The sequence below is a fragment of the Streptomyces sp. SM1 genome, assembly GCF_002910825.1.
Classification (GTDB): Bacteria; Actinomycetota; Actinomycetes; order Streptomycetales; family Streptomycetaceae; genus Streptomyces; species Streptomyces okerensis.
Window position 1 is genome coordinate 1 of the sequence record NZ_NEUB01000411.1, and the last position, 1,658, is coordinate 1,658.

The window sequence follows — 1,658 nt, forward strand, 5'->3', positions numbered from 1 at the left end:
ACTCGGCGGGGTGCAGGCCGAGTTCGCGCAGGCGCACGACGACGTCGGCGGCGCGCAGGTCGGAGCCGGCCTGGAGGCCGTGGTCGACGGTGACGCCACCGGCGCGCAGGCCGAGCCGGGGAGCTTCGAAGGCGAGGGCGGAGGCGAGCGCCATGGAGTCGGCGCCGCCCGAGCAGGCCACGAGCACGAGCGGGGAGCAAGGCGGCTCGTGCGCGGGGTGGCCGGGGGTTCGGCCGTGGTCGTCGAGGATGTCGGTCAGGACGCGGCGGACCGCCAGGCGTATCGCCGCGACCGCAGGATGGGGACCCATGTCCGGTTCCCTTCATGAAGTTTTCGGGGGGTGAACCCGGGTTTCAGTCACTCAGAGTGTGTAGATGGTGACAGAACCGGGCCATTCCCCGAGCATTGCACGCCTGCCCAGAGCCCACGGTCCCTCGGAAGGGTGATTGGAGGGGCGTCCGTCTGCCAACGGCCGGATGCGTCGCATGGAGGGGGCGCGGGGCTCATGCCTCCGGTTTGCGGTGCACCCGGGTGATCCAGTCCGCCGGTTCGGCGATCTCCGACTTGGTGGGGAGCGTGTTGGGCGAGGTCCACACCCGGTTGAAGCCGTCCATGCCGACCTCATCGACGACGGCCCGCACGAACCGCTCGCCGTCGCGGTACTGCCGGAGCTTGGCGTCCAGGCCGAGCAGCTTGCGCAGGGCCATGTCCAGACGGGAGGCGCCCTTGGCGCGACGCTGCTGGAACTTCTCGCGGATCTCGGCGACGCTCGGCACGACCTCGGGCCCCACACCGTCCATCACGAAGTCGGCGTGGCCCTCCAGCAGCGACATCACGGCGGTGAGCCGGCCGAGGATCTCGCGCTGCGCGGGCGTCTGCACGACCTCCACGAGGGAGCGCCCGTCGTCGCCCTCCTCGCCCTCGGGACGGCCGCCGGCGAGCGACTGCGCGGCCTCGCGGACGCGCTCCAGGACGGTCATGGGGTCGACGTCGGTCTCTCCCAGGAACGACTGGATCTCACCCTCCAGATGGTCCCGCAGCCAGGGCACCGCGGTGAACTGGGTGCGGTGGGTCTCCTCGTGGAGGGTCACCCACAGGCGGAAGTCGTGTGGTTCGACGTCGAGTTCGCGCTCCACATGGACGATGTTGGGGGCGACGAGCAGCAGCCGGCCGCCGCCGTTCGCTCCGGCCGGCAGGTCGCGGGTGGCGGGGGCGAAGGTCTCGTACTGGCCGAGGACGCGGGAGGCGAGGAAGGACAGCAACATGCCCAGTTCCACGCCGGTGACCTTGCCGCCGACGGCACCGAGGATCACGTTGCCGGGGCCGGTGCCGCGGCGTTCCTGCATCTTGTCGAGGAGCGGCCTGAGCAGTTCACGGAAGCCGGCGACGTTGGCCCGGACCCAGCCGGGGCGGTCGACGACGAGGAGGGGGGTGTCGTGGGTCTCCGCGGTCCCCAGCCCGGTGAAGCCCCGGACGTGTTCCTCCGCGGACTTCGCGTGCCGGCGCAGTTCCGCGACGACGGCGCGCGCCTCGTCCCGGCTCACGTCGGGGCCCGGCCGCATGAGCCGGGTCGCGGTCGCGACCGCGAGATTCCAGTCGACCATCCCGGAAGAGGCAGCACCACCGATGCTCGTCATGCGTCAACGGTACGTGAGTGG

2 protein-coding genes are annotated in these 1,658 nt (G+C 71.5%); both read right to left on the minus strand.

The features are described 5' to 3' along the window. Positions 1–310: ATP-binding protein (locus B9S61_RS10405; protein ID WP_308457758.1), on the minus strand; the 310-nt coding region annotated here is incomplete at its 3' end. Between the two features lie 193 nt (positions 311–503). Beyond that, the gene (locus B9S61_RS10410; RefSeq protein ID WP_103542005.1) at positions 504–1,637 is read right to left on the minus strand and encodes a zinc-dependent metalloprotease; all 1,134 of its coding nucleotides are present in this window, start codon (positions 1,635–1,637) and stop codon (positions 504–506) included. Positions 1,638–1,658: the final 21 nt, after the last annotated feature.